This is a genomic window from Mesorhizobium sp. WSM4884 (assembly GCF_029625675.1).
Taxonomy (GTDB): Bacteria; Pseudomonadota; Alphaproteobacteria; order Rhizobiales; family Rhizobiaceae; genus Mesorhizobium.
The window spans coordinates 1-19,487 of sequence record NZ_JARTVO010000019.1 but is presented as its reverse complement, the minus strand read 5'-3'; the positions used below and the strand labels follow the sequence as shown (position 1 = coordinate 19,487).

The window sequence follows — 19,487 nt, the reverse complement described above, 5'->3', positions numbered from 1 at the left end:
TCAGCGGTCTCCAATGCTCGGCCAGCTTTTACTTGAGGTCGGCGCCCCAGATCAGACCGCCGCCACTACGTCGGCAACAAGTCGCGATACCGAACAGGACGGCAAGCGATGGAAGTCGGCGCTGATCCGCTGGAATTTTCATCTTTTGCTCCTTCAATCCTTGGGGCAAAGCTGCGCGGCATCATTCATTGCTAACCTGCGTCGCCGGAGCGGGCCGGATCCCCGCCGCTTCCGTCAGGCGCATCTCCACCCTGATCGATCTGGTCAAGCTCGACGCGGCGGTTCTTGGCGCGACCTTCTTCCGTATCGTTGGATGCGACCGGTTGAGTCATGCCGGCACCATCCGAGGCGAGGCGATCGGCGGCGATGCCATATTGGGAGACGAGCGCTGCAACGACACTGGCAGCGCGTCGACGGGACAGATCGAGGTTGTAGTCTGCGCCGCCCTGGTTGTCGGTGTGGCCGACGACACGCAGCTTCAGGTCCGGCTCCGACGTCAGCAGCTGCGCGATCTCGTCGAGCGTCGGCTTGGACTCAGGCCTGATCACGTCCTTGTCGAAGTCGAACAATATCCCGTAGATTGCAATCTTTCCGTTGTCGGAGAGCGCCGAGCCGATCTCCTTTGCAGTGACCACCCGGATCTTGCCGGTTTCCATCTCCTTCGTCTCGACGACCCGGACGACGGCGACGTTGCCGCTGCTGCTTTCGCCAAGATAGAGAGCCGCGTAGACCGCGCCCTTCGGGCGGTCGAGCCGTGCGAGAAGGTAGCGCCCGCCATCCTGGAACCAATTGTGCACGTAATCGTCCGAAAGCTTCGGCAGGCTGAGCGGATCGCCGACGGCCTGGCCCAGAAGATATCCACCCTCGGGTTGGCCGGATTCGAAGCAGGAGCCATTCTTGGTGGCGCAGGTGAAGAGCTCCGAGAAGCCCTTCGCCTTCAGGCCTTCCTCGTAATTGCGGAGCACCTCGAGCGTCGAACGGCCCGGCGGCAGCGTGTAGTAGATGAGCGTGATGTGGCCCTCGACCGTCTTGAAGCCCGCGCCGCCATTGGTGCTCGTCGGTGAAAAGGGGGCTTCGACGAGGTTTGCCTCGTCGAATTCCGTCGTCTTGTAACCGACGATCTCGGAGCCGTCGTAGCGTCCGACCAGCGGGTGATCGGAACTGCCTTCCACGTCCGCCGCCCGGGCAGGCAGCGCCGCGCCCAGTCCGCCAATGATCAGCAGCACGGCGACGGCGCCGATCCCCTTCGTCCTGGCCATGGTTCTCATCGTCTTATACCTCAAGACAAACGGGATTGGTGGACTGCTGCGCTGACAAGCCCCACCACCGGAACCGCCAACACGGCACGCAGCGGAGACATTCGGTCGAAAGCAGCTGTAGCGCCGCTCCCATTGCTAGGGCTGTGATCTGACTCGGGGAAATTGAATGATTGTATGCCGGATATTGGCGCCATGAATTTGGACGCGTTCGATCTCAATCTGCGCGTTTCGACGCGATTGCCCGGCGGGGATCGTCCAGTCCAACATGCTAGCGCATTTGGCGTTCTCCTGCGGGTCACGAGGATGGCCATCTGCTCGCCGCCAAGCACGGTAGTGTCGTCCCGGCTCAGCAGGCTCTCAGCAGATTGTGAACCGCGGACAACGCTTCCAAGCATCATCATGCCCCTTGCCGACGGGCCATCCCCTCGGCAGACGACGAATTGCGGCGTCGCTTTCGTCCGCGGGAAAAGCATCCGGCATCGCACAAGAAGCTGCCGCGAAAACCGCGCGTCGCCTATCACCAAATGATGATAGGAAGCGCCTGGGCTGCGTTCGAAGGGTGGCCCCTGGGAGCCCCGGTCAGCGCGGGAGGGGGTGCGCCGACTTCAGGAGGGCAACCAGCTGGCTTTGCTGGTTTGTGCCGGTCTTGCGGAAAACGCGGTTGAGGTAGGTGCGCACGGTGGAAAATTGCAGGCCGGCTTCGGCTGCCGCCGCCTTGAGGCTATGCCCCTTGGCCAACGCGGTCACAAGATTTACCTCGGCAGGCGTCAGGTCGAACAGGCCCGTCAGGATGGTCGGGGACGGCACAAGGGCGCTTGCCGAAATCGCCGTCGCGACGACGAGCAGATCACCTCCGTCAAAAAGGTCATGCGCGCTCCGTTTGAGCGGAAGGACATGCACCACCGCCGGCGGTGTGCCCCGCACAGGGATAGATCGCGGGAGCAGTTCGCCACGCTTCGCCTGCAGCGCAGCCTGGAACAGACGGTTGCTCTCAGAATTGGCAACGGCGACGCCGCCAAACGCCGTCGGCAGGAAAATCGACTTCTCGCGATCGAACAGGCTGCTGGTCGCCCGGACACGCCCATTGGCGGCGAGAACGGCCGCCGGAAGCCCGATGTTGGCCAAGGCGTCGACGGCGCCGCGCGCCTGCGCAAGGCCGAGCCGCGCGGCCGCGAGTGTGGCGCGCGCCATGTCAGGCCTCATCCGGTCAAGAACTTCAAGTTGGCGCTCGTCGTAGCCCCCTTCGCCCAGCCCGCGCTGGAAAACGAACATCGCCATCTCACCGGTGGGCATCGGGATGGCCGCGCAGGCATTCACGCCCAGGCCCCGCGCGCGCAACCGAACGCGTATCGGATCATCCCGCACCTCGTCGGCCGTCATGAATCTGTCTACATCCACAAAGCTCGAGGGCCGAACGGTGCCCATACGCGCAGCGGCAGTGGACAGGCGCAGGCTTTCATCCTCAAGGAATTCGTTCATCAGTTCCTGGAGCCATGCAACGGCCTTTCCGCGAACGGGCGCGCCATCCGCGAAGACAAAGAGAGCACCGCCTTTCGAAGCCGACGCATTGGTGATCTGCTCGAGCACAGAGGGCCATTTTTCCGCTATGAACGCTGCTTCATAAAGCGCATCGACAATTTCTGTGAGCATTCGCACTCGTCTTACACAGCCTGCTTCTCGCCCTTGCGGGCGCGTACTGCGTCACGCATCAGCAGCATAGCAAAAAAATACCTGAAAACTCCAAGGAATGACGCAAAGCGGCATTAGGTCTGTTTGGAGTAGCGACAATGATCTGGTGCGCTTGGAAAGCGCACGCTTAGGTCCGGTTCCTCCCCTTCGTCCCATCGTCGAGACTCCGAAGACTTCCGCAGCCAGGTATTCCCCGCTGTCCTTGTCTTTCTTCGTTAGGCGCTCGGAAGTAGCGAAACTTGCGAGCCGTTATGGAATCGAGTTCCGTAGCCCGGCCAAGTGGCCAACTAGTTTCGAAGTCCAAGAGAAGCTGCGATGGCGAAGTTAGCGCGGTGTTCCCGCGTCGCAACGTCATGCCTTTCCGGACGGGCGACCTGTTCTGGGTCGGGAATCCGGCAACGGGGCGCCGCTTCGGGATCAACCGAATGATATGACGATGCGCGAGCAGGCATAGAACGCGCAACCTCGACCTCCAGCGTCATGCCCACAACGTCTGCCTTCGGGAAATGGCAAGGCTGGTCTCTACGGCCGACATGAGGCGCAAACCCGCCATCGCACAAAGGATAGATGCGCTCGGCGAGTGGCCTGACCGCCTCTTGAGTCGACTTTGGCGGACCTCGTGGCGAACCACCCTATAAAGCATTGATAAATAACGATAATGGTAGGCCCGGAGGGTGTGAGACTCCAAAAGAAAATCAATGGTTTAGCGGATGGTTAGCCAACCCATATCCTTCGTATTCTCTCGTATGGTCTGGCGAACTTAGGGAACAGGAGAAGAATAGTATTTAGCGCGAGCGGCTTCTTTCCACAAAGGAGGTCGAAGGGCGCATGTATGGACCATGACGGTATGAGCGCGGCTGGTTTGGGGCCGTTGCCGACTGGCAGGTTCGGGCTGCGTCGGACGTTGCGTTAGGTCGCTTCGCCCGGCTTATGGAAGTTCGATCTCGCCGTCCACCACGTGGTTGAGGCCGGTGCCTTCCGCGGTCAGCGTCATGCGGACCTTCAACTTCTTCTTGCCGCCGATTTGCCCGTCGCGCACCGCCTCCTCGATCTTGCGCTGGGAGGTGACGCCGACTTCCTTCAGGAACTTGCGGATCGACATGTTGAAGGCGTCTTCGCTCATGGCGGAACTCCTCTGTGTCGGGAGGGGATTGTAAGAGAAGGCAAGGGATCAAGGAAGCAGGACGGTGATGCGCGGTTCCATAAAAATAGTCCCGAGTCCGAAGGAAAGGAAAGGAAGGAGCGTCGGGTCCTTGAACTTGATCGACCCTTGGCAGGATGAGTGGAACCGATCGACGTCTTACGACCTGCAGCAGGATTTGTCCGCGTGCAGCCAAATACCTCTCCGTGGCCGCGGTTACCCAATCGGCGGAGTTGGAGCGGACCTTCTGAAGTTCCGAGAGCCGTCGCCTTCTGGTCACTCGTCCCGGCGCGCTGCTTGCGCCTAACCTCACTTCTGCGAAACGGCGCTAGCCGGCAAGCAGCATTGTTGGGGGCCGGACCGACCAGTTCAGAATGAAGTCGCGTTTACTTGCCTTTTGCGACATGTGGCCCGAGTGCCGAAATCTCCGGTCTAAAAGCGAGACCTGACTGCCCGAAGCTAACCCGGTTTGTAGACTCGCTCAGCTTCAGGATCGTCCGTGGAATACTCAATTTTTCGAAGGTCGCCCCAAGCCGGTTCAGGAATGGCCGCGGCGGCCCAGTCAAGCGTCTGGGCGATCCTTTCGGGTTTTGAAACACCTACCACGGTCGAGGTTATCCGCGGGTCATTTAATGAGAACTGCAGCGCCGCTGCGCCGGGGGCCAGGGAATGCTTTCTGCACAGCCCCTCGATCTGGTGCACAGGTGCGAGCTTTGTTTCATCAATCTCTTGATAGGTTATCCGAGACACCTGCGAACTGCCCTTGGCCAGGACTCCGCCGGCGTAAGGAGCCGCATTGAACACAGCTATCCCTCTTTCATTGGCGAGCTCCAAGAGATCACCGGCCGATCGGTTCAAAAGCGTGAAGCGATTGTGGTTGAGCAAGACGTCAAACGGCCAGTCTCTCACGATCGGTAGCATGATATCGAGACGGCCCATTGCCAGCCCCACGGCGGTCGCTAGACCTTCCTCTTTTATTCGAAACAATTCATCGAGGGCGCCGCCTGGCCGCGTGATCTCATCGATATCGGCGGCATGTTCAGGGTCGTGAAGATGCAGTATTTGAACACGATCGAGACCGAGCGCCAGGAGACTCTCCTCAAGCGACTGCCTGGCGCGACTAGCGTCGAAGCGGCCTGTACCCATATCCCGGTCTAATTTCGTCGAAAGCACAAATCCTGGAGGCAGACCACCACGCTCCCTGATCACACTTCCAATCCGCTTCTCACTGCGGCCAAAGCCGTAGTTGCGGGAGGTGTCCATGAAGTTGACCGGACCGTCGAAAATCGCTCGGATAGTCGCAAGTGCGGTGGCTTCGTCGACGCTATAGCCATAAGTGTCCGGCATCCCGCCGAGGGGAGCTGTTCCGAAACAGATCTCGGTAACTTCCAATCCAGTCTGTCCGATTGGACGCCGTTTCACCGCCACCTCCACACCAGGGCTGGCAAACTACGGCCCGTCAACGTCCGCCGCCCTGATGGATGCCCGCACCGTCCATTCAGCCCGGAATTGACGCCGGCAGAGCCAAGGACCTCTGCCGGCATACTACCTCAAGTTCTAGTCCGCACGCCGCTCGAGCGCCGGCTCGCAATCGTCGTCAGCACCGCGGCCACTATGATGACGGCACCGGTCGATGCCTGCACGTAAAAGGACGGAACTTGGGCCAATGTCAGCAAGTTGTTGATGACGCCAATCAAGAGCACACCACTAATCACCCCGACGATGGTCCCTCGGCCGCCGCCAAGGCTTACGCCACCGATAACCGCAGCTGCGAAGGCAGAGAAGATTATCCCCTGCCCTTGGGTTGTCACGGCTGAATCGAGACGCCCGGTCATCAGGACGCCGGCCAGGCCCGCCAAGAGCGCCGCGAAAACAAACGCCGACCAAATGACCCTGTCTACGTTGATGCCGGCTGCCCTGGCGGCGTCTTCATTGCCGCCTATCGCATACAACGCCCGGCCGTAGCGGTGGTAGTGGAACACAAGGCCGACCACAGCCGCGACAACGATGAATACGATCACCGAGACAGGAACGCCGAACCAACTCTCGGAACCGAGATAGGTGAGCGCCTTGCCGGGAGAATAGATCGAACGCCCGTTGGAAATGATCAGCACTCCACCCCGAAGCAACACAAGCAGGCCGAGCGTCGAGATGAACGGGTTGAGACCCACCCTGACAACCATGAAGCCGTTGAAGAAGCCGATCAGCCCTGCGGTACCCAGCGCAATGAACAGGCCGGCCCAGCTCGGCAGCTCCAATCCGAGCCCGCCTGCTGCCACAGGCACTAGGGTGACGGCCGCCAACATCGGAGCGAAGCCGACAATTCCCTCGAGCGAGAGATCCAGTCGACCTATTAGGACGACGAAAGTCAGTCCGATGGTCGTCAGGCCCAGAACACTTACCTGATCGAGGATATTCAGCAGATTGGCCGTCGTGGCGAACCTGGGAGCAACGATGGCGCCGACGATCACCAGTATGAGAAGGACCGGGTACATCGTAAATCCACCGGCCACAAAAGTGCTTCCGAAGGCGGACAGCCGTGACTGCCCGGAATTTTCCTTCTGTGGCGCTGATTTGCTCACGATATCGGTGCTCATACGACGCCCTCCATCCGCAGGATTAGATCTTTGATTGTGTAACCACCCACCAGTTCATCAACGACGTGCCCCTCGAACACGATAACGACCCGGTTGGCCAGTTGATCAATTTCGTCTTCCTCGTCCGAGACGACCACAACCCCCAAGCCCTTACTGGCAAGATCGCGCAACAGCGCATAGAGCTGCTCCTTGGCGCCCACATCCACGCCGCGGGTTGGACTGAGAGCGACGATGACCTCGGGAGCTCGGCAAAGCGCGCGCGCGAACACGACCTTCTGCTGGTTGCCGCCGCTGAGCTGGCTCACTGCCTGCTCCAGCGAGGAAGCGATTACGTTCGTCTGCTGGGCAAGGCGCCCGACATGGCTAGCTTCCTTGCCTTTGCTGATAAAACCCAACTTTCCAGACAGGACGTCAAGGCCACCGATCGCTACATTCTCACGGACACCCAGAATGCCGACGTAGCCGCTGGCATGTCTGTCGGTGGGAACAAGGCCGATAGTCGGTAGCTTTCCACGCGGGCTAATCACCTCGCCTTTTTCAGGCCTTTGCTGGCCAGCAAGGACCATTGCGAGCGCTTCCTTCCCGCCGCCCACGGGACCAGCCAGGGCCACGATCTCGCCCGCCCTTACCTCGAAGTCGATATCCTTTTCCGAAAAACTGTCGAGCCGAATGCCCTTGGCCTGAAGTAGAACAGGGGCTTCATCGGTCACGAAGTCCTGCCGCGTGCTTCGGACCGTCTTTTCGCCCATCATAAGGTCAGCGATTGTCTCCACGTCGAGACGCCCCACGGGCTCGCGTTCCTTCACGACCTTACCGTCCCTCAAGATCGTGACTGTATCCGCAATCTCGAAAACCTCGTCCAGGTGGTGCGAGATGTAGACGAACGAGACCCCCTTGGCTTTGAGCGCCCTCACATGCTCGAACAGAATGCGCTTTTCCGCATTGCTGAGCGCCGCGGTTGGTTCGTCCAGGATCATGACGGGCACACCCCGACTGAGGGCCTTCATGATCTCGAGCAGCTGTCTCGTTCCGGCGCCCAGCTCACCTGCAAGCGAGCGAGGTTGGATATCCATGTTCCATTCGCTGAGCAGGTCAGCTGCGCGCTCCAACATCAGCTTGTGGCTCACCACGCCGAACCCTCTGCGGACGAGAGGGTTCTCCACAAAAAGGTTCTCCGCCACCGTCAGCAGGTTGAACAGCTGAGGAGTTTGTTGAACGTGGGCGATCAGCTTGCGAATGCTCGGCGCGTAGTTTTGGCCGATCGCTTCTACCTCGACCTCTCCGATTCTGATCGATCCGGTATCGGCCGAAACGTATCCGCTCAAGGTAGAAACAAGCGTGCTCTTTCCCGCGCCATTGCGACCCAACAGGGCGTGAACCTCACCGCGCATGACGGTGAAATTCACGCCGCGAAGAGCCCGGGTAGAGCCAAAGGTCTTGGCGATGTCACGCATCTCGACGATGGGTCGCGCGTTGTCCATGATCTTCGGCTCCACGGCTTGGTTCCTGCTTACTTGCCGACCTTGTTCGCCCAGAGATCGGGTGAGTCCACATTGTCGGCTGTCACCAGCGTCGCCTTGAGCTGGTACTGCGGCCCGACGGGAGTACCGATAACTTGGCCGTCGTCACGGGGCCCGACTTCGATCTTGCCACCCTTGGAGACGAGTTCGATCAGGTCGGCCGTCTTGGTCGCATAGGCGCTCAGGGGCTGAGACACCGTCGCGTCGAGGGCCTTGCTGCGGATCAGCTGAAGCCCTTGAGGCGTCCCATCGATTGCGATGCGGATCACCGAGTTCGGGTCACCCACCGGAGCGCCCTTGCCGGCGTTGGTGAGCTGTGCGTTCACAGCCGATGCCATGAGCTCGGACGCCATGAAGATGCCGCTCAACGATGGATTCTGGGTGAGGACGTTCTGCGCAGCATCGGCGGCCATGTCGGCAGTCCATTCGGTCGGGCGCTGTATCAGGTTCACCTTTGGCGCGAGTTCGTGCAGCGTTTTGGAAAAGCCGTCGGAGCGGTCGCGGCCGTTGGGTGTAGTGAGGGCACCCTGCAGCTCGAGCACTATGCAGCTGTTGTCGGTCCAGCACGGCTTGGCCTGCAGGCGCTTGACCATTTCCTTGGCGCCTTGAACGCCGGCATCGACATTGTCCGCGCGCACCGTCGCCGTCACTTTGCCGCCCGCGGGAGCATCATCGATCGAGAAGACGAGGACGTTGGCGTCGTTCGCCTTCTTGACTGCGGGAACGATACCCGCGGCGTCAATGGGAGCGAAGACCAGGACGTTGGCGCCGTTGGCAATCAGGTTCTGGAGCGCATCGACTTCGGCCGCGATATCGCCATTCGGGTCAGGAGCACCGACCAGGGTGAAACCCTTTGCATCGAAGGCCTTCTTTGAGAGATCCAGCATCAGGGTCTGGAAATCATCCTTGAGAAACTTCGGGGTGAAGCCGATCCTCACGTCCGCAGCTTTGTATTCGGCAAGTGCGGTCCCGGCGGTGATTGCCAGGAACAGCGCGCCGAAAGCCACCGCGCTGGCGGCCCTGCGGCGAGAAATGGGGAGAGTTGGAAATTTCATTGATTCCTCCTTTTGTTGCGCGGTCCTACCGCCCGTTGAGCCGAGCTTGACACCGCTTAGGCCTTCTGTGCTCACCACAGAAAGGTTCGACGCTGCGATGAGACACCGTCCGCGATGTCATCACCCGCAAATGCAATTCGCAGTGCCTGCCTGGCCGCACTGAAAGAGCCCTTTTGGAGAACTCCGAAGTGAGGGCACGCTTTCGCGGTTCTCCTTCGATCGTGATCGCAAGGAGGGCATAGCCAAGATGCCCGGCGCCATCGCGGGCCAGTCTCGGTCATTCCCCACACGGCGATCCGTGCGAGCCCATACCTCACCAAACTCCACTCCTCCCACTGCGCGGATCTTTCATCCTCCTGCGGATCCGCGGCTGAATGCTTTATGCAGCCACCTCGGAGACACGCACCAAACGTCCCTCTTTCATGGATTTGTAAGCCGCTTCCGCGAGGATCAGCGCACGGCGCCCATCTTCGAAACTAGCCAGCGGAACGGCGCCTTTCTCCACGCAGTCCACGAACCCATCGATCTCCGCCATGAAGGCTTCCTGGTAGCGCTCGAGAAAGAAGAACTGGTACGGCTGGCTCGCCTCGGCGGCCGTGCTGGTAAAGCGGCGCAATTCGTGAGGTTTGCGGTTGTCGGAGAGAAGCATGCCGGCGCTCCCGATCAGCTCAACGCGCTGATCGTAGCCGTAGACCGCTGTGCGCGAGTTGTTGATGTGGCATTGCTTGCCCGACGCAGTCCTCAGGATGAACATCGCACTGTCGACTTCATCGAGTTCCTTGCCGAGTGCCGGATCGATGAGTGCATTGGCGAGCGCGAAGACCTCGGTCGGCTCTTCGCCGAGCATGAAGCGAGCCAAATCGAAGTCGTGGATCGTCATGTCGCGGAACAGACCGCCCGCAGCCTCCAGATAGGCTCTCGGCGGCAACGCGGGGTCGCGGGACGTGATAATGACCTGGTGCAGTTCGCCAATATCGCCAGCCAGCAACGCCGTTCGCGCGGCACTGTGTCCGGGATCGTAACGACGGTTGAAGCCGAGCTGGATCGGGATTTTGGTATCGCCGATGTTGGCGGCGCACGCCTCGACGCGGGCGAGGCTAAGGTCGATCGGCTTCTCGCACAGAACTGCTTTGCCTGCAGCGACTGCCATTTCTATGTAGTCGGCGTGGGTGGGAGTTGCCGTGGCGATCAGAACGGCATCCACCGTGTCGGACGCGAAAATCTCCTCAGCGCTGGCCGCGGCTTTAACGCCTTGAGCCGCCGCGACCTTTTCGGCCGCCTCTGAATTGACATCAAATACCGCCGCCAACTTGGATCGTGGATGCCGCGCCACATTGGCAGCATGCATTTGACCAATTCGGCCACAGCCGAGCACGGCGATACGCAACATCAATTTCCTCCCTGCGGCCCGTTATGCAAGCCAAGCACCATTCTTTGCGTGCATGGCGCAAAATATCTTGCATCTTTGCATGTGTGTCAATACAAATTACGCGATGATTTTTTCTGCAAATTTCATTGCATGACCGAGGAGCGCTGAAAAATGAACAGAGTCGATGGGAAATTCGCGGTGGTCACCGGCGGCACGCAGGGGTTGGGTGCTGCGATCGCCATGCAGTTCGCGGATGCGGGCGCGGCCGGAATTGTCACCTGTGGGCGCAATGCCGACAAGGGCGGCGCCGTCGCTAAAGCGATTGAGGCTAAAACGGGCTGCGTCGTCCGCTTTCTTCAGGCCGATCTGGCAAGCGTGGCCGATTGCAGGTCGGTGATTGAGGCCGCTGATACGGCCTTTGGGCGCGTCGATGTCCTGGTGAATGCCGCCGGCCTTACGGACCGGGGCGACATCCTCAACACGAGCGAAGAGCTTTTCGACCGGATGTTCGCGATCAATACGCGCGCTCCCTTCTTTTTGATGCAGGAGGCAATTCGGCGTATGGTTCGAGACAATATCGAAGGAGCGATCGTCAACATTGGCTCTACCTCGGCGCTCGCCGGCCAGCCGTTTATCGCGTCCTACTGCGCCTCCAAGGGTGCTCTTGCCACTCTGACCCGCAACACGGCGTTTGCAACGATGCGGAACAAGATCCGGGTCAATCAGCTGAACATCGGCTGGATGGCTTCCGAAGGTGAGGACCGCATCCAGCGAGAGTATCACGGAGCGGACGCAAACTGGCTCGAAAAGGCTGCGGCCGAGCAACCTTTTGAGCGCCTGCTGGCTCCCGCCGAAGTGGCAAAGGCCGTCACGTTTTTGGCTTCGGAGGATGCCGGGATGATGACTGGTTCTGTGATCAATTTCGACCAGTCAGTCTGGGGCGCCTACCCCTTCGCCCCGCCAACGCCTGTCGCCAAGCTGGCGATCTAGGGAGGCGAGTTGGCGATAAAAGTGTGCACCACTTCGGTCGCCAAACATCTTCACTCGCCGCAAAACGCTGCGATCAATCAGAAGATGGCGCAGTTGAAGCGGGTGAAGACCTGGCTTTGAGTAATTCGATTTACAGGCTGCACGCCTTGTCGCGCCATCCTTATGCAGTCGACCGACAGCGCAATCTCACGATCGAAGTCGTGACCGATCGTTACATCCATGATTCCCCGCTCGAGCAGCGAGCGGGAATTCGCGTTCAATTCATGGCCGACAAACACGGTCGAATTGCTGAGACCTTCAGCTTCCAGCGCGCGCCCGACCCCCAGGTTAGCACCTGAAACATTGTAGATGGCGGCCGGCGGACCGCTCTTTGCGATGTATCGCCGGACTGCCTCGTATATGACCTCCACGCTCTCATTGGAGCTCACCCTTTCATCGATAGCCAGGGTGGAGAATTCGGATCGCAGGACGTGCCTGAACCCCTGCTCCCGGTCCTGATGACAACGAAACGGCACGCTGCAGACAAATAGGACCTTGCCAGCTGTCCCTCGCGGGAGCATTCGACCGCACAGCCAGGCTGCCGTAGCCCCCGATACATACTGATCCGAGCCAACGTAGGCTGCTCGACCTGATAAAGGCAGATCGGTGGTCAGGCAGATCACCGGGAGGCCCCGTCCCGTGGCCGCTCTCACAGCATCGTTGATTGCCGGATGCTCTCTGGCGACCAGGATAATGCCATCGGACTTTTCGGCCGCGCTCTCGATCCGGCGCGCAAAATCCTCGGGTTCGACGTCGTATGAAGCATGCGATTCCGTTTCAATCTCAGTTGATGCGTTTTGCGCGCTGAAGTTCCTCGCGGCGGCTTCCGCGGCTTCGTTGAACGATCGTCCTGAGTCGGCAAGAAGAAAGAGACGAAGCGGCTTCGAAATCTCGGGCAGGGCAATCCCACCCGCGCCAGACTGCCTGGCTTCCACGATCGATGCGGAAAGATGTTGTTGGAGAACCGATTGAAATTCGCGGTAGCCCGAAAATCCCAAGGTTTGGACAAAACGCACGACGCTGGAGGCGTTAACGCCGCAGCGACTGGCGACCTCGGAACTTGACAGGAGCGCCGTCTCGCCAAGGTTCGCGATGAAGAAATTCGCCACGCGCCGCCCGCCTCTGCCCATGTTGTCCTGGGCCGAGTTCAAGATGGTCATCAACTCGCCGGCAGACTGAGGCTTCGATCGCAAGTGGTCCATGGCTGATCCTTTTCGACCACCACCATACTAAAACTTTGCGATCGCGCAATATTCCTTGCACAAACGCATGGTTCGCTTCTTGCTGTGGCGTAGGACCAAAGGACATCATGGCCTCCTGCGTGGAGAACCGGGAGGCACGCCGAAACTTCACCACCCGACGGGTTCCTGGCTACGTGGACGTCCCCGGCGCAGATTCCATCAGCTACGAAACGCGACAAGCCCGGCCCGGCGAAGGTAGCTTCGCGACCGTCCGGGGCACCGCATTCGAGACTGCCATCAAGCTGTGCTGACCCAGCGGCCTCCAGTTGCCGATGCATGGATCGCTTCGACCAGTTCCTGGATGCGCTGTCCGGAGCGAAAGCTGAACGGCTCGGGACGGTCCCCGGCGATGGCTTCGAGAAACAGCGCGATCTCGATGGCCTTGAGATCGTTGAAACCGAGCTGATGGCCGGGCGCCACGCAAAACAGCCCATAGGGCGGATGATCCGGCCCGGCCTCGATACGACGGAAGCCGCGAACGCGACCGGGTTCCGCAGTGGTGTAGAATTGCAGTTCGTTGAAGCGCTCCTGGCTGAAGGTAAGCGCCCCTTTCGAGCCGTAAATTTCGAAATCGTGCTGCATCTTGCGGCCGGTCGCCACCCAACTCGCCTCGATGCTGCCGGTGGCGCCGTTGGCAAAGCGCAGGAACGCCCGAACGATATCGTCGACCTCGACGGCGGTACGGCCGCCCTTGCCGTCGGGACGACTGTTGATGACGGTGACCTCATCGCCAAGAACGCGCTCGATCGGGCCGATAAGGAACTCGGCGGTCGCCAAGGCATGACTGCCGAGATCGGCCAGCGCACCGCCACCTACCGGGTCGAGGCGGAAGCTGAAGGGACCTTCCGCATCGCCCATGTAGTCCTCGGCGTGAATCCCTCGATAGCTGCGGATTTCGCCAAGCTCCCCGGACGCGATGAGCTCACGGGCCAGCGCCATCATGGGATTGCACAGATAGTTGAACCCGACCTGCGTGCGTACGCCGGCAGACACGGCAGCGTTCGCCATATCGGCAGCCTCTGCTGCGCGCGAAGCAAGCGGCTTCTCGCAATAGACATGCTTGCCGGCGGCGATCGCGGCCAGCGCCATCTCGCGGTGGAACGCGTTTGGCGCGGTGATGTCGACGAGATCGATATCCGGATCGCCGACAAGTCGGCGCCAATCGCCGGTAGCGTTCTTGAAGCCGAGCGTCCGCGCAGCTGCCCCGGCAAGTTCTTCGGTGCGGTCCGCGACGGTATGAAGCTCGAGCTCGAATGGCAGATCGAAGACACGTTCCGCCGCGGCGAACCCAAAGGCATGGGTCTTGCCCATGAAGCCGGTTCCGATCAGCCCGACCCGCAGCTTGGGTTTCTCATTTCCCATCGATTTCGGCCCCATTGACGACCAGCGCGGGGTCGATCTTGCTTTCAAAAAAATCAAGCACGTTCTTGACCGACGACACCGCCATGCGTTCCCCACATTCGGCGGTGAGACCGGCGATATGCGGCGTCAGGATCACCTGATCCATGGCCAGCAGCGGGTTGTCCGGCGTTGGCGGCTCCTCGTCGAAAACATCGAGGCCTGCAGCCGCAAGCGTGCCGGTTCGCAGCGCCTCGATCAGAGCAGGCTCGTCGACCACGCCGCCACGGGCGGTGTTGATCAAGACGGCGCCGCGCTTGATGAGCCCGAATTCATGGGCACCGATCAACGGCATCTCGCCCTTGGGCGCGTGCACGGAAATTGCGTCGGCACGGCCCAGCGCAGTATCGAGGTCGCAGGTCGGCCTTACCTGGCCATCCGGCCAGCCAATCTTTTCGAGAAACGGATCGTAGGCTTCAACCTCCATGGAAAAGCCGGCAGCCATGCGGGCGAGATGCCGACCGATCCGGCCGTAGCCCAGGATGAGCAGCCGCTTGCCCGCGAGTTCCGACGCCTCGAGCTTGTTGCGCCAGTTCCAGCCTTTTTCGCGAACGGCGCGATCAGCACGCAGGGTGCGCTTGCCGGCGGCTAGCAGCAGCATCATGGCGTGCTCGGCCACGGAGACGGAATTGACGTCACCGACGACGGCCAGCGCGATACCGCGCTTGTTGAGCGCCGGTAGGTCGACCGAGTCGTAGCCGACCCCATGCCGCGAGACGATGCGGAGGTTGTGTGCCTTGTCGACGGTCGGAGCGGACAGCGGTTGGGTGCGAATGACCAAGCCATCGGCCTTGCCGATCAGCGAGGCATAGCTTGGCTCGGAAACCTCCTCGACGTAGTCGTAGGTTACCCCTGGAGCCTGATCGAGCAAGGCGATGCCGCTCGGATGCAGTTTGCCGGCAACAAGAACGTGCGGCATCAATAGCCTCCCTTGGCGTCGGCGCCCTTGGCCGACGCTCCGGCCGTCAGCGCCCGGAACCGCTTCACTGCGGCGTCGGCCGCGCCGGCGAGCAGGCGCACGTCATTGGAAACCGTGGTCATGTCGAAGCCCCATGCCACGGCGCGCCCCGCATATTCCGGAGTACCGCAATGCAGCGCGGCCCGAATACCGTGGTTGTGGCAGGCCCGCACAATCGCTTGCAGAGCCTCGATCATTTCCGGCTCTTCGCGATCGAAGGCCGGAGGCAGGCGCCCGCCGTGCAGACTGAAGGTCAGATCGGCCGGCCCGACATAGATGCCGTCGAGCCCTGGAGTGGCCGCGATCGCGTCGAGATTAGCCATTGCGTCGGCGGTCTCGACCATCGCGAAGGCGAGGACCTCGCCATTAGCTTCCACCGCATAGTTGGCGCCGACCGCGAAATTGGCGCGAGTTGGCCCGAAAGAGCGCTGACCCGCCGGCGGATAGCGCACACAGGAGACAAATCGTGCAGCTTCCTCCGCGGTGTTGATCATCGGGCAGATGATCCCGTAGGCGCCGGCGTCCAGCGCCTTCATGATGATGCCCGGCTCGAGCCAGGGGACGCGCACCAGCGGGGTGACGCCCGCGGCGCGCATGGCCTGCAGCATCGGCAGCATAGCGTTGTAGTCGAGCGCGCCGTGCTGCAGATCGATGCCGATGCTGTCATAACCTTGCGCCGCCATGATCTCCGCGGTGAACGAGTTGCCTATCGAGAGCCAGCCATTGATGGTGGGACGGCCATCGGCCCAGAGCTTCTTGAGGGTATTAGGGATCATGGCGGCAGCCCCTTAGAAAACGACCTGGGCAAGCTTGGTATCGAGGTAGTCCTTGATCGACTCGATGCCTCCTTCCCTGCCCATGCCCGAAAAATTGGTGCCGCCGAAGGGCGCCTCCGAGGCCGCAAGCGCGAAGCTGTTGATGCCGACCATTCCAGCCTTCAGCTCGGCAACCGCCCGGCGTGCGCGCTTCGGGCTTTGTGTGAAGGCGTAGGCCGAAAGCCCCATGTCGGAGGTGTTGGCGCGTTGCAGCGCCTCGTCGTCGCTGGAGAACGAGGTGATCGCCGCCACCGGCCCGAAATTTTCCTCGGCGAAGACCGCCATGTCGTCGCTGACGTTGGTCAGAACCGTAGGCTCAAAGAAATGCCCGGCATTGAAGGCCGCCGCACGGCGGCCGCCGGCGGCAATCGTGGCCCCTTGCCGTTCAGCCTCTGCGACCACGGCCTCGATGTCAGAGAGCCGCTTGCCGTTGATAAGGGGTCCCATCTGCACCGAGGGGTCGAGACCATCGCCGAGCTTCAGCGACTTGGCCCGGGAGACGAAGCCCTCGACGAATTTGTCATGCAGGCTTTCATGGATGAAAAAGCGGTCGGGCGTGACGCAGACTTGGCCGGCATTGGCATACTTGGTCGGCACCGCCACACCGAGCGCCGTCTCGAGATCGGCATCGTCAAAGACGATCAACGGCGCGTTGCCGCCTAGTTCCATCGAGACCTTCTTGACCGTGTCGGCGGCATCGCGGATCATCTGCTGGCCGACCCGTGTGGAGCCGGTCAGGGACACTTTCCGGACTATTTTCGACGCCATGATCGGCGTGTAGGTGGCTTCCGTGGGACCGACGAGCAGGCTGACCGCTCCCGCAGGCAACTGACCCGCTCGCATGCAGTCAATCATGACCATGGCCGTGCCCGGGGTCTGGCTCGAGGGCCGCACCACGATCGAGCAGCCAGCAGCCAGGGCCGGCGCGACCTTGCGGGCCACCAGTGCTGCGGGAAAATTCCAGGCCGTGAAGGCCGCGGCGACGCCGACAGGCTCATGCAAGACCTCGAAACGCCCGCCCGCGACACGGCTCTCGATGACACGGCCGTAGATGCGGCGCGCCTCCTCGGCATGCCAGCGGAATTGATCGACCGAGAGAGCCCATTCCCGCTCCGACTGCGCCAGCGGCTTGCCGGTCTCGCTGGAGATCATCCGCGCCCCTTCGTCCTTGCGGCGCAGCATTTCGTCGGCAATCCGATGCAGGGCATCAGCCCGCTCGAAGGCTGTTTTGGCTTTCCATGAACGAAACCCCCTTTGCGCACTTTCGAGTGCGTCGCGGGTGTCCTCCCCATTCGCGCAAGCTACTTCGCCGAGCGCCCTTTCGGTGACCGGACTGAATACCGGCGTGAAGCCTCCACCGCCCGTTGAATGCCAGGCTCCGTCGATGAAAAGTCCGTAGTCATCATACATCTGAGCATCCCGAAACAGCACGAGACACGCCACGCACGCAGCGCGGCGGTCACAAGATTCCGGCATTGTGGGGATGAAGCGTTTTACTCCCTTCGGAGCAGCCTCCGGCGGCGCTGATCCTCGGCATGGCCGATGGATCGCATGCCCTGCGCGAGTTGGCGCAGTCCTCCCTAAAACCGTACTGCAATAATCATTGCAGCATCTATTGATTTGTCAATAGACATTTCATAATAGATCGCGACGCAGCCGTTTTGGGTCGTTGATGGAAGGAGAAATCAGAGCATGAAAGCCAGGCTTGGCATCGCGCCGATCGCGTGGTGGAACGACGATCTTGCTGAACTGAGCGGCGACATTTCGCTCGAAGGATGTCTTGCGGAAGCGCGGGAGGCCGGCTTCTCAGGCATGGAAACCGGGCGCCGTTTCCCGATGGGCGCCGGCGTGCTCGGACCGATTCTGGACACTTATGGCATGAAAGTCTGCGGCGGCTGGTTCTCGGGCTTGCTGCTCGATGGCGACATCGCCCGCGAGAAGGATCGCATTGCCGAACAGATGACGCTGTTCAAGGCCGTGGGCGCGCCCTGCATCGTCTATGGTGAGACCGCGGGCACGATCCAGGGCGACCGTTCGGCGCCGCTCGCCACCCGTCGTCGCCTGAGCGAAGAGGAGATCAGGGCATACGGCCGAAAGATGACCGCTTTCGCCGAATGGTGCGCTGACCAGGGCATGCCGATCGCCTACCATCATCACATGGCCGCACCGATTGAATCCGAGCAGGACGTGGACCTCCTGATGAAACATTCTGGTGAGGCGCTACCCCTCCTCTACGACGCCGGCCACATGGCCTTTGCCGGCGGCGACGTGCTGCGCGTGATCGACAATCACCACCGCCGCATCAGCCACGTTCACACCAAGGATGTGCGCCAGCCCGTAATCGACGGGTTGGACCGCTCTCGCGAGAGCTTCCTCGACGCGGTGGTCAAAGGCGCCTTCACTGTGCCCGGCGATGGTTCGCTTGACTTCGAGACCATCGTCAAGCGGCTGGCGGCCTACGGCTATGAAGGCTGGTTTGTCGTCGAGGCCGAACAGGATCCGATCAAGAACCCGCCACTGGAAATGGCCAGGATCGGCCATCGCGAACTGATGCGCGTCATGGCATCGGCGGGCTATACTGTCGAGAGCTGACCCAAAAACGAGAAGGGCTGAAAGACTTACTCCACGCAAGGCCTGGGCGCCGGCATCTGACGTCGCCTGGCCGATGGCGACCAGGGCGTCGTCATGCAGGCAGGAATGAGCCAATGGGCCGGCAATGGCCGGCACCATATCGCGCGATTCCGGCGTTGATCAAAATGGGCATAAGATTAACGGTTGTACGTCACTGGGGGAGGCTTAGCCGGGGTTCTTGCGGCATAGACGTCTTTCCATCCTCAGGCGGCCTGAAGCTCCGCCTGTCCGGCCTTGGCGCCGGTGATGTAGGCGACGATGTCGTTGCCGTCGGTGTCCTGCTTGCGCAGGTTGGCGACGATCTTGCCGCGGCGGAACACGACGATGCGGTCGCAAAGGTCGAACACCTGGCGCATGTTGTGGCTGATCAGGATCAGCGGCTCGCCGTTCTCCTTCAACGTGCGGATGATGTTTTCGACCTGCGCCGTCTCCTGCACGCCAAGCGCCGCCGTCGGCTCGTCCATGATGATCAGCTTGGAGGCGAAGGTCGCCGTCCTGGCGATCGCCACGCACTGGCGCTGGCCGCCGGACATATGGCGGATGGTGCTGGACAGGTTGGGGATCTTCACCGCCGTGCGGATCAGCGCCGCCTCGGTCGCCTTGCGCATGGCCTTGCGGTCGAGGATCGAGAACGGCCCGAGGTTGAACAGCACCTTCTCGCGGCCGAGGAACAGGTTCGACGGCACGTCGAGGTCGTCGGCCAGAGCGAGGTTCTGGAACACCGTCTCGATGCCCGCCTCGCGCGCCTCGATCGGCCCGGCGAAGTTCACTTCCTTGCCGTCGAA

General features: G+C 61.1%; 16 protein-coding genes. 2 read left to right on the top strand and 14 right to left on the bottom strand.

Translation table 11 applies throughout. The annotated features are described in order from the left end of the window. Window positions 1-191 precede the first annotated feature (191 nt). From P9236_RS24295 to iolG, 8 genes are all read right to left on the bottom strand, one after another. On the bottom strand, window positions 192-1,259 hold the full coding sequence (locus P9236_RS24295) for an OmpA family protein (RefSeq protein ID WP_278077146.1): 1,068 nt from the start codon (window positions 1,257-1,259) through the stop codon (window positions 192-194). 579 nt (window positions 1,260-1,838) lie between these two features. Beyond that, window positions 1,839-2,909: a helix-turn-helix transcriptional regulator gene (locus P9236_RS24290; RefSeq protein ID WP_278077145.1), complete on the bottom strand. Its 1,071-nt coding sequence runs from the start codon at window positions 2,907-2,909 to the stop codon at window positions 1,839-1,841. 967 nt (window positions 2,910-3,876) lie between these two features. Continuing rightward, complete coding sequence (locus tag P9236_RS24285; RefSeq protein ID WP_278077144.1) at window positions 3,877-4,071, bottom strand: DUF6494 family protein; 195 nt, start codon at window positions 4,069-4,071, stop codon at window positions 3,877-3,879. 477 nt (window positions 4,072-4,548) lie between these two features. Further along, window positions 4,549-5,481, bottom strand: a complete 933-nt coding sequence (locus P9236_RS24280; protein WP_278077143.1) for an aldo/keto reductase — start codon at window positions 5,479-5,481, stop codon at window positions 4,549-4,551. A 158-nt stretch (window positions 5,482-5,639) separates the two neighbouring features. Then, entirely contained in the window at window positions 5,640-6,686 is a 1,047-nt protein-coding gene (locus tag P9236_RS24275) for an ABC transporter permease (RefSeq protein WP_278077142.1), read from the bottom strand. Continuing rightward, window positions 6,683-8,182, bottom strand: a complete 1,500-nt coding sequence (locus P9236_RS24270; protein WP_278077141.1) for a sugar ABC transporter ATP-binding protein — start codon at window positions 8,180-8,182, stop codon at window positions 6,683-6,685. Before P9236_RS24270 ends, P9236_RS24275 begins: the two co-directional genes overlap by 4 nt. A gap of 14 nt (window positions 8,183-8,196) precedes the next feature. Further along, a complete protein-coding gene (locus tag P9236_RS24265) occupies window positions 8,197-9,213 on the bottom strand; it encodes a sugar ABC transporter substrate-binding protein (RefSeq protein ID WP_278077140.1) in 1,017 nt (338 codons plus the stop codon). Window positions 9,214-9,640: 427 nt separating this feature from the next. Then, window positions 9,641-10,654: an inositol 2-dehydrogenase gene (gene iolG / locus P9236_RS24260; protein ID WP_278077139.1), complete on the bottom strand. Its 1,014-nt coding sequence runs from the start codon at window positions 10,652-10,654 to the stop codon at window positions 9,641-9,643. A 147-nt stretch (window positions 10,655-10,801) separates the two neighbouring features. Between iolG and P9236_RS24255 the strand changes: the two genes are divergently transcribed. Beyond that, a complete protein-coding gene (locus tag P9236_RS24255; RefSeq protein ID WP_278077138.1) occupies window positions 10,802-11,620 on the top strand; it encodes an SDR family oxidoreductase in 819 nt (272 codons plus the stop codon). A 77-nt stretch (window positions 11,621-11,697) separates the two neighbouring features. Here the strand turns inward: P9236_RS24255 and P9236_RS24250 are convergent, their stop codons facing one another. From P9236_RS24250 to P9236_RS24230, 5 genes are all read right to left on the bottom strand, one after another. Further along, on the bottom strand, window positions 11,698-12,819 hold the full coding sequence (locus P9236_RS24250) for a substrate-binding domain-containing protein (RefSeq protein ID WP_278077137.1): 1,122 nt from the start codon (window positions 12,817-12,819) through the stop codon (window positions 11,698-11,700). 318 nt (window positions 12,820-13,137) lie between these two features. Further along, window positions 13,138-14,262, bottom strand: coding sequence for a Gfo/Idh/MocA family oxidoreductase (locus P9236_RS24245; protein ID WP_278077136.1), 1,125 nt, complete (start codon window positions 14,260-14,262; stop codon window positions 13,138-13,140). Next, window positions 14,252-15,217 (bottom strand): hydroxyacid dehydrogenase, encoded by a 966-nt coding sequence (locus P9236_RS24240; protein WP_278077135.1) that lies wholly within the window; start codon window positions 15,215-15,217, stop codon window positions 14,252-14,254. Before P9236_RS24240 ends, P9236_RS24245 begins: the two co-directional genes overlap by 11 nt. Next, complete coding sequence (locus P9236_RS24235; protein WP_278077134.1) at window positions 15,217-16,032, bottom strand: aldolase/citrate lyase family protein; 816 nt, start codon at window positions 16,030-16,032, stop codon at window positions 15,217-15,219. Before P9236_RS24235 ends, P9236_RS24240 begins: the two co-directional genes overlap by 1 nt. Before the next feature lie 12 nt (window positions 16,033-16,044). Beyond that, window positions 16,045-17,481 carry an NAD-dependent succinate-semialdehyde dehydrogenase gene (locus tag P9236_RS24230; RefSeq protein WP_278077133.1) on the bottom strand — a complete coding sequence of 479 codons (1,437 nt, stop codon included), beginning with the start codon at window positions 17,479-17,481 and terminating at the stop codon, window positions 16,045-16,047. 282 nt (window positions 17,482-17,763) lie between these two features. Here P9236_RS24230 and iolE point away from each other — a divergent pair, with 282 nt between their 5' ends. Beyond that, a complete protein-coding gene (iolE, locus tag P9236_RS24225) occupies window positions 17,764-18,663 on the top strand; it encodes a myo-inosose-2 dehydratase (RefSeq protein WP_278077132.1) in 900 nt (299 codons plus the stop codon). Window positions 18,664-18,905: 242 nt separating this feature from the next. Here iolE and P9236_RS24220 read toward each other — a convergent pair. Then, window positions 18,906-19,487: ATP-binding cassette domain-containing protein (locus tag P9236_RS24220; protein WP_278077131.1), on the bottom strand; the 582-nt coding region annotated here is incomplete at its 5' end.

Bases quoted from the DNA above. Each gene is read 5' to 3' on its own strand.
- P9236_RS24295 (WP_278077146.1), bottom strand. From the start codon at position 1,259: ATGGCCAGGACGAAGGGGATCGGCGCCGTCGCCGTGCTGCTGATCATT.
- iolE (WP_278077132.1), top strand. From the start codon at position 17,764: ATGAAAGCCAGGCTTGGCATCGCGCCGATCGCGTGGTGGAACGACGAT.
- P9236_RS24250 (WP_278077137.1), bottom strand. From the start codon at position 12,819: ATGACCATCTTGAACTCGGCCCAGGACAACATGGGCAGAGGCGGGCGG.
- P9236_RS24255 (WP_278077138.1), top strand. From the start codon at position 10,802: ATGAACAGAGTCGATGGGAAATTCGCGGTGGTCACCGGCGGCACGCAG.
- P9236_RS24240 (WP_278077135.1), bottom strand. From the start codon at position 15,217: ATGCCGCACGTTCTTGTTGCCGGCAAACTGCATCCGAGCGGCATCGCC.
- P9236_RS24245 (WP_278077136.1), bottom strand. From the start codon at position 14,262: ATGGGAAATGAGAAACCCAAGCTGCGGGTCGGGCTGATCGGAACCGGC.
- P9236_RS24230 (WP_278077133.1), bottom strand. From the start codon at position 17,481: ATGTATGATGACTACGGACTTTTCATCGACGGAGCCTGGCATTCAACG.
- P9236_RS24275 (WP_278077142.1), bottom strand. From the start codon at position 6,686: ATGAGCACCGATATCGTGAGCAAATCAGCGCCACAGAAGGAAAATTCC.
- P9236_RS24290 (WP_278077145.1), bottom strand. From the start codon at position 2,909: ATGCTCACAGAAATTGTCGATGCGCTTTATGAAGCAGCGTTCATAGCG.
- P9236_RS24285 (WP_278077144.1), bottom strand. From the start codon at position 4,071: ATGAGCGAAGACGCCTTCAACATGTCGATCCGCAAGTTCCTGAAGGAA.
- P9236_RS24235 (WP_278077134.1), bottom strand. From the start codon at position 16,032: ATGATCCCTAATACCCTCAAGAAGCTCTGGGCCGATGGCCGTCCCACC.